Here is a 3,195-nt window from a genome sequence, read left to right as displayed (position 1 = left end):
GGAGGCCCTGGGGCAGGCCCTGTTGGGGTAAGCAAAAACCTGGTTGATTTCCTGCCTGTATCAAGGGTTATGAGGCGGCCTGGCGGCGCGTTTTATCTTGATTACAATAATTCTAAATCAATAGGCTATATTGCTCCTTTTTATGGTAATTTCGCAGTGATATTAAAGGCATATGCGTATATGCTGCTGCTCGGGAAAAAAGGCCTTCAAAGGGCAAGTGAATACGCTGTGCTGAATGCTAATTATTGCCTGAATAGACTTAAAGGCTATTATGACATAGCATATGACAGGATTTGCATGCATGAATGCGTGTTCTCAGCCTCAAGGCAGATAAAAAACAATATACACGCATTGGATATAGCGAAATATCTTATTGACAAGGGTTTTCACCCGCCTACTATATATTTCCCGCTTGCTGTAAAAGAGGCTATAATGATAGAGCCAACAGAGACAGAGTCCAAGGAGACCCTGGACATGTTTATAGAGGCCATGATAGAGGCTGCGAGATTAGCTGAGACTGATCCGGAAAAGCTTAGAAAGTCCCCTGTCTCAACTCCTGTTCAAAGGCTTGATGAAACAAAAGCAGCGCGCGACCTTGATCTTTGCTGGAAGCCGTATTAAAGGTACTGACCCTTTTAAAAACATATTTTTCCTGAACAAAGCCCCTTTAATATAGCAGCAGATATAAGCTATTCACAATAAGATGATTTTAAAGACAATGGTATAATATTAAAATGAAAAAATGGCGTTTACTTGATTCAGGCCCGAACGATAATTATACCAATATGGCAGTTGACGAGGCCTTATTGGAGGGTTTTGCCAGCAGTTCCTCAGCCCCGATACTTAGAATATACACATGGCATCCAGAGGCATTTTCAATAGGCCTTTCACAGGACCCCGCGATTGAGCTTGATCTCGAGAAATGCGCAGAGAGCAGACTGTCTTTTGTAAGGAGGATGACAGGAGGCGGTGTTATTTTTCATGCCGATGAACTTACCTACAGTATTGTATGCGCGCAACACACCTTAGGCAAGAAATGTTTTGCTAAAGAGACATACAGGAACCTATGCTCTTTCATAATAAATGCCTATAAAGACATGGGCCTTGGCGCGCAATTTTCTTTGATCAGAGACAATCCCCCTAAGACAGGCTGGGTATGCTTCAGGGAAAGGGAAAGATACGATATTATTATAAATGGAAAGAAAATAGGCGGTAATGCACAGAGGAGAAAAAGAGATATTATATTTCAGCACGGTTCTATACCGATTAAATCCTGCAGGGGGCGTTTTGCGGAATTCTTAAACATTAAAAACAATTATCAAGGGGATGAATCATATTCTCTCAGTCAGGCTCTTGGAAAGCAGGTATCATATAATTACCTTAAGGGTTTTATCCTGGACGCGTTCAAGAAGAGCTTTAATGCCGAATTAATTCCAAGCAAGATGAATCCCCATGAATCTTGTCTGGCTGATAGCCTTTTAAGATTAAAATACACAACCAAAGAATGGAATTTTTACAGGCATGTCAAACAAGACAAGGCCCGCGTGGCTTGAAAAAAAGATAAATTTAAGAGACTGCAGCAGCATGAAGTCGCTTCTAAGGGGGCTTGCTTTAAACACTGTATGCGAGGAAGCAGCATGCCCTAATATATCAGAGTGCTTTGGCAGGGGCATAGCTACTTTCATGATATTAGGTAAAAACTGCACAAGGAAATGCAGGTTTTGCAATATAGGAAAAGAAAAACCCTCTGAGCCTGACAGCCTTGAACCCTATAATATAGCAGAGGCGGTTGCGCATTTAAAATTAAGGCATATTGTAATAACAAGCGTTACGCGCGATGATCTGCCTGACGGAGGCTCCGGGCATTTTGCAGGAACAATAAAGGCTATAAGAAAGACAGCCTGCAAGGCAAGCATAGAAGTCCTGATCCCGGATTTTAAGGCGGATATAGATGCTATTAAAAAAATCACAGACGCAGCGCCTGATATAATAAATCACAATGTTGAGACAGTGCCGAGGTTTTATCCTGAGATCAGGCCCGAGGCCGGCTATAAGAGGTCTCTTGATGTATTGAGGACAGCCAAGGCCTTGTCAGCTGATAAGATTTATACGAAGAGCGGTATTATGCTGGGATTTGGCGAGACAGTTGAAGAGGTGTTGAGCGTGTTGAATGACTTAAGCCAGGCCCGATGCGATTTATTAAGCATAGGCCAATACCTCGCCCCGAGCAGGGCCCATTACCCTGTGAAAGAGTATATAAAACCCGAGATATTTGATTATTATCGAGAAAAGGCCCTGATGCTTGGGTTTAAGTTTGTAAAGAGTTCGCCATATACAAGAAGCTCTTATTTGGCTGATGAATATCTGTCAAAAGCAGCCGCGCCGCGATAAACAGGAGTATGACATGAAGCTGGCAGTTACAGGAAGTGCAGGATTTATTGGAAGTGCTTTTTTGTGGAAATTAAACAAGGAAGGCATAAGCGATATTTTTGCTGTTGATGTAGGCCAACAGGCAAAAGATTCGCCTAATATACGCGGCAAGTCCATAGCGGAATATATAGAGCGTGATAAATTTCTTGAACTTGTAAAGGCCGACAAATTAGATAAAAACATAGATATGATAGTACATCTGGGCGCATGCGCAGACACCACAGAGACAGACATAGAATATCTTGAGAAAAACAATTATCAGTATTCAGTGGAACTTGCCAAGTGGGCGCTTGCGAAAGACAAGCCATTGTTTTATGCCAGCAGTGCAGCTACTTATGGCGCAGGGGACTTTGGCTATTCTGATGCGCATGAGCTTATTCCTGTTTTTAATCCATTAAACGAATACGGCAGGTCAAAGCAGAAGTTTGACACGTGGGTTTTCAATGAAGGCATTATAAATAATATCGTGGGTTTTAAATTTTTTAATGTGTATGGGCCTAATGAATATCATAAACAGGATATGAGGAGCATGATAAACAAGGGCTATCACCAGATAAAACAGTCAGGCAGATTAAGGCTTTTTAAATCGTATAAACCTGAATACATAAATGGCGGCCAAAAAAGAGATTTTATATATGTAAAAGATGCATTGGAGATAATGTGGTTTTTTCTGCAACACCCTGATAAAAAGGGCATATTTAATGTCGGTACAGGTAAAGCGCATACATGGAATGAACTTGGCAATGCCTTGTTTAAGGCGCTAGG

At 41.7% G+C, this 3,195-nt stretch carries 4 protein-coding genes; all 4 read left to right on the top strand.

Annotation, left to right across the window (positions count from 1 at the left end; genetic code table 11):
• Positions 1-621 (top strand): aminomethyl-transferring glycine dehydrogenase subunit GcvPB (locus tag PHV77_07545; protein MDD5505125.1); only part of this gene is annotated, 621 nt, incomplete at its 5' end.
• A 113-nt stretch (positions 622-734) separates the two neighbouring features.
• Entirely contained in the window at positions 735-1,553 is an 819-nt protein-coding gene (locus tag PHV77_07540) for a lipoate--protein ligase family protein (GenBank protein MDD5505124.1), read from the top strand.
• Positions 1,522-2,391: a lipoyl synthase gene (lipA, locus tag PHV77_07535; GenBank protein MDD5505123.1), complete on the top strand. Its 870-nt coding sequence runs from the start codon at positions 1,522-1,524 to the stop codon at positions 2,389-2,391. Before PHV77_07540 ends, lipA begins: the two co-directional genes overlap by 32 nt.
• Positions 2,392-2,404: 13 nt before the next feature.
• Positions 2,405-3,195, top strand: a 791-nt coding sequence (rfaD, locus tag PHV77_07530) for an ADP-glyceromanno-heptose 6-epimerase (GenBank protein ID MDD5505122.1), incomplete at its 3' end; no start/stop codon positions are given.

Source organism: Candidatus Omnitrophota bacterium (genome assembly GCA_028716165.1).
GTDB lineage: Bacteria > Omnitrophota > Gorgyraeia > JABMRG01 > JABMRG01 > JAQUQI01.
This window is presented reverse-complemented; position numbering and strand designations above follow the sequence as displayed.

What these genes read in the sequence shown, in the direction of transcription:
- PHV77_07540 (MDD5505124.1), top strand. Translation starts at nt 735, where the DNA reads ATGAAAAAATGGCGTTTACTTGATTCAGGCCCGAACGATAATTATACC.
- lipA (MDD5505123.1), top strand. Translation starts at nt 1,522, where the DNA reads ATGTCAAACAAGACAAGGCCCGCGTGGCTTGAAAAAAAGATAAATTTA.